The 250-nt window shown below is 63.6% G+C and carries 1 protein-coding gene; it reads right to left on the reverse strand.

The genetic code is table 11. From position 1 onward, the window contains the following. Positions 1-250: phage portal protein (locus JI667_RS22445; RefSeq protein WP_206858750.1), on the reverse strand; the 250-nt coding region annotated here is incomplete at both ends.

The following is a 250-nucleotide window of genomic DNA, read 5'->3' on the forward strand; positions in this document are numbered from 1 at the left end:
GACCGCGCTGCCCGGGTGTTCGTCGTAGAGGTGATAGGCGACGACCCGTCCGGCGCGGTCATATTCGATCCCGTCATAGATCGAGTTTTCGTTTCCAGTGGTACGGGTCTGGACTCGGTCATCCAGGTAATCCGCTTCCAGCACCCGGAATTGCGCCATGCCGCCGGGCCCGGGCTCGCGGGGATAAATCACGAAGCACTCGCCGTCGATCACCATCGCGCGGACCGCAGTGCGGATCATCGCGGCAAGG

Origin of the sequence: Bacillus sp. NTK074B, from assembly GCF_017303375.1 — a bacterium.
Lineage (GTDB): Bacteria > Bacillota > Bacilli > Bacillales > Bacillaceae_B > Rossellomorea.